This window comes from Streptomyces sp. NPDC059524 (assembly GCF_042749255.1).
Taxonomy (GTDB): domain Bacteria; phylum Actinomycetota; class Actinomycetes; order Streptomycetales; family Streptomycetaceae; genus Streptomyces; species Streptomyces xanthii.
Map to the genome: position 1 here is coordinate 1 of NZ_JBHYTK010000288.1, position 3,689 is coordinate 3,689.

At 68.5% G+C, this 3,689-nt stretch carries 2 protein-coding genes; one reads left to right on the forward strand and one right to left on the reverse strand.

Annotated elements, in window-relative coordinates; translation table 11 throughout:
- Nucleotides 1-33 precede the first annotated feature (33 nt).
- Complete coding sequence (locus ACFW9D_RS38085) at nt 34-465, reverse strand: DUF3052 domain-containing protein (protein ID WP_188339140.1); 432 nt, start codon at nt 463-465, stop codon at nt 34-36.
- 353 nt (nt 466-818) lie between these two features.
- Between ACFW9D_RS38085 and aceE the strand changes: the two genes are divergently transcribed.
- Entirely contained in the window at nt 819-3,566 is a 2,748-nt protein-coding gene (aceE, locus tag ACFW9D_RS38090; protein WP_384630041.1) for a pyruvate dehydrogenase (acetyl-transferring), homodimeric type, read from the forward strand.
- Nucleotides 3,567-3,689: the final 123 nt, after the last annotated feature.

Genomic DNA, 3,689 nt, shown 5'->3' on the forward strand with positions numbered 1-3,689 from the left:
CCCTTCTCTTCTGGTCCCGTTCGCCGGGCCGGCTCAGCGCTTCTTGGCGGCCGCCTTCGGCGTGGCCAGCCGGCTGCCGGTCCAGTCCTTGCCGGCGCTGACGCTCTTGGCGGCGGTGAGACCGGCGGTGGTGGCGGCCTCCCCGATCTCGCTGGGCTCGACGTAGCCGTCACGGCCCGTCTTCGGCGTCAGGAGCAGGATGGAGCCGCCTTCCTCCATGTACGCGATGGCATCCACCAGCGCATCGGTAAGGTCCCCGTCGTCCTCACGGAACCAGAGCACCACGGCGTCAGCCACGTCGTCGTAGTCCTCGTCGACGAGCTCGGAGCCGATGACTTCCTCGATGCTCTCGCGGAGCTCCTGATCGACGTCGTCGTCGTAGCCGATCTCCTGGACCACCTGGTCGGGCTGGAAACCGAGCCTCTCGGCAAGGTTCTTCTCCGCGTGGTCCGCGGTCGCGCTCACGGATTGCCTCCTGATCATGTTTACGAAAGTTCTTGGGTTGTCTGGGTGTCCCCAGAGCCTCGCGCACGCGCGAAGCGTTGGCCGTAGTCCACACGTGCGCGACGGATCGCGCAAGTACCCGGCTGCCGAGACCGCCTAAACGGTGACGTTCCGGGCCGTCTCACCCCAACCTCAGTCAAGGATCCCCGCCGGTTCGTGATCTATGCCACACCAGCTTGAGCGTATCGTTGCGATTTGTTCGCGGCACCGCGAATACCTCGCGGTAGAGATGACGATTCGGTTTCCAAGGTCCACGATGGACTCGGCGCAAACCGACAGTGGAACAGTGGCATCACCGACAGTGAGGGAACAGCGTGGCTTCCGGATCCGATCGCAACCCGATCATCATTGGCGGTCTTCCCAGCCAGGTCCCGGACTTCGATCCAGAAGAGACCCAGGAGTGGCTCGACTCCCTGGACGCCGCGGTCGACGAACGCGGCCGGGAGCGGGCCCGGTACCTGATGCTCCGGCTCATCGAGCGGGCCCGCGAGAAGCGCGTGGCCGTGCCCGAGATGCGCAGCACGGACTACATCAACACGATCGCGACCAAGGACGAGCCGTACTTCCCCGGCAACGAGGAGATCGAGCGCAAGGTCCTCAACGCGACGCGGTGGAACGCCGCGGTGATGGTGTCCCGCGCGCAGCGCCCGGGGGTGGGCGTCGGCGGCCACATCGCCACCTTCGCGTCCTCGGCCTCCCTGTACGACGTGGGCTTCAACCACTTCTTCCGCGGCAAGGACGAGGGCGACGGCGGTGACCAGGTCTTCTTCCAGGGGCACGCCTCGCCCGGCATCTACGCCCGCGCCTACCTCCTGGACCGGCTCACCGAGGACCAGCTCGACGGCTTCCGCCAGGAGCACTCGAAGGCGCCCAACGGCCTGTCCTCGTACCCGCACCCGCGCCTGATGCCGGACTTCTGGGAGTTCCCGACCGTGTCGATGGGCCTCGGCCCGCTCGGTGCGATCTTCCAGGCCCGGATGAACCGCTACATGGAGGCGCGCGGCATCGCCGACACCTCCAAGTCGCATGTGTGGGCCTTCCTCGGCGACGGCGAGATGGACGAGCCGGAGTCGCTCGGCCAGCTGTCGATCGCGGCCCGCGAGGGCCTCGACAACCTGACCTTCGTCGTCAACTGCAACCTGCAGCGGCTCGACGGCCCGGTGCGCGGCAACGGCAAGATCATCCAGGAGCTGGAGTCGCAGTTCCGCGGCGCCGGATGGAACGTCATCAAGCTGGTCTGGGACCGCAGTTGGGACCCGCTGCTGGCGCAGGACCGCGACGGCACGCTGGTCAACCGGCTCAACACGACGCCGGACGGCCAGTTCCAGACGTACGCCACCGAGACCGGCGCGTACATCCGCGAGCACTTCTTCGGCGACGACCACCGGCTGCGCGCCATGGTCGAGAACATGTCCGACAAGGAGATCCTGCACCTGGGGCGCGGTGGCCACGACCACCGGAAGATCTTCGCCGCGATGACGGCCGCCAAGGAGCACAAGGGGCAGCCGACGGTCATCCTGGCGCAGACCGTCAAGGGCTGGACGCTCGGCCCGAACTTCGAGGGCCGCAACGCGACGCACCAGATGAAGAAGCTCACGGTCGACGACCTGAAGGGCTTCCGCGACCGGCTGCACCTGCCGATCACCGACAAGCAGCTCGAGGACGGCCTGCCGCCGTACTACCACCCGGGCCGCGAGTCGGAGGAGATCCAGTACATGCACGACCGCCGGCAGTCGCTCGGCGGGTACGTGCCGACGCGCGTGGTGCGGGCGAAGCCGCTCCAGCTGCCGGACGACAAGACCTACGCGAACGTGAAGAAGGGCTCGGGTCAGCAGTCCATCGCGACGACCATGGCCTTCGTCCGGCTCCTCAAGGACCTGATGCGGGACAAGGAGATCGGCAAGCGGTTCGTGCTGATCGCGCCCGACGAGTACCGCACGTTCGGCATGGACGCGTTCTTCCCGAGCGCGAAGATCTACAACCCGCTCGGCCAGCAGTACGAGTCCGTGGACCGCGAGCTGCTGCTCGCGTACAAGGAGTCGCCGACCGGGCAGATGCTGCACGACGGCATCTCGGAGGCGGGCTGCACGGCCTCGCTGATCGCGGCGGGCTCGGCCTACGCGACGCACGGCGAGCCGCTGATCCCGGTCTACGTCTTCTACTCGATGTTCGGCTTCCAGCGCACCGGCGACCAGTTCTGGCAGATGGCCGACCAGCTGTCCCGCGGCTTCGTGCTCGGCGCGACGGCCGGCCGCACCACGCTGACCGGTGAGGGCCTCCAGCACGCGGACGGCCACTCCCAGCTGCTCGCCTCGACCAACCCGGCGTGCGTGGCCTACGACCCGGCGTACGGGTACGAGATCGCGCACATCGTCCAGGACGGTCTGCGCCGCATGTACGGGCCGACGGCCGACGGCAGGCCCGGCGAGGACGTCTTCTACTACCTGACCGTCTACAACGAGCCGATCCAGCAGCCCGCGGAGCCGGACGACGTGGACGTCGAGGGCATCCTCAAGGGCATCCACCGCATCAGCGCCGGCTCCGCCGGCACGATCCCGGCGCAGATCATGGCGTCCGGTGTCGGCGTGCCGTGGGCGCTGGAGGCGCAGCGGATCCTCGCGGAGGAGTGGAACGTGCGGGCCGACGTCTGGTCCGCGACCTCCTGGAACGAGCTGCGGCGCGAGGCCGTCGAGGTGGAGCGGCACAACCTGCTGCACCCGGAGGAGGAGCAGCGCGTCCCGTACGTCACGCGGAAGCTGTCCGGGGCGCAGGGGCCGTTCGTCGCGGTCTCGGACTGGATGCGGTCGGTGCCGGACCAGATCTCGCGGTGGGTGCCCGGCACGTACCAGTCCCTGGGGGCGGACGGGTTCGGGTTCGCTGACACGCGGGGGGCGGCGCGGCGGTACTTCCACATCGACGCGCAGTCCGTCGTCGTGGCGGTGCTCACGGAGCTGGCGCGGGACGGGAAGGTCGATCGCTCCGTGCTGAAGCAGGCGATCGACCGGTATCAGCTGCTGGACGTCACGGCTGCGGATCCCGGGGCGGCGGGTGGGGACGCGTAGTCCGTTGCCGGGTGCGGGTGGAGTGTGGCTGGTCGCGCAGTTCCCCGCGCCCCTGGAGGCGAGCGGCTTCGCCGCTCAGCCTCTATCGGGGAAATGCGGCGCGTAGCGCCTGCATTTCAGGGG